This window comes from Alcanivorax sp. HI0007, from assembly GCF_001635525.1.
Lineage (GTDB): Bacteria > Pseudomonadota > Gammaproteobacteria > Pseudomonadales > Alcanivoracaceae > Alcanivorax.
Genome location: NZ_LWEJ01000163.1, coordinates 1 through 629 on the forward strand (window position 1 = coordinate 1; position 629 = coordinate 629).

The following is a 629-nucleotide window of genomic DNA, read 5'->3' on the forward strand; positions in this document are numbered from 1 at the left end:
TGGATGACGGCGACGGCTACAAGGCCGGCAATCTGATCAAGGGCAAACAACCCATCGGTCGACTGAAACGGGAAACCCGCTGGAAGAATCTGGATGCCATCCCCGCCGATATTTCCATGCGCAACGCGGATATCAAGCTGATGGAAAACGGCGGCGCCAAGAGTCGCCTGAAGCAGCTGATTGCCCCCCTGGGGGAAAGCTACGAACTGGTCATTCTGGATTGCCCGCCCACCCTGAGCCCGATGGCCGAAAGCATCTTTGCCGCGGTGGATTACCTGTTTGTCCCGGTGATCCCAACCCACCTGTCAGTGCGGGCCTATGAGCAGGTGCTGGACTGGCTGGCCAGCAAGAACGTCAAGAACCTCACCGTGGTGCCTTTTTTCAACATGGTGGACCGCCACCGGGACCTGCATGTGGAAATGCTGGTCAAGCGTCCCAAAAGCATGAAAGGCGGCCTGAAGACCTGGATCCCCTACTCCACCCATGTGGAACAGATGGGCGATCACCGCGCCCCGGTAGGCGAATTCGCCCCCTACACCCCCTCCGCCCAGGCCTTCCGGGCCATGTGGTTCGAGATTGCAGGAAAGCTGAAACTTTAATTAATAATGAATAGTTAATAATTAATAACG

1 protein-coding gene is annotated in these 629 nt (G+C 56.8%); it reads left to right on the forward strand.

The genetic code is table 11. From position 1 onward, the window contains the following. On the forward strand, nucleotides 1–599 hold a 599-nt coding region (locus A3714_RS08485; protein ID WP_063527169.1), incomplete at its 5' end, for a ParA family protein. Between the last annotated feature and the right edge of the window lie 30 nt (nucleotides 600–629).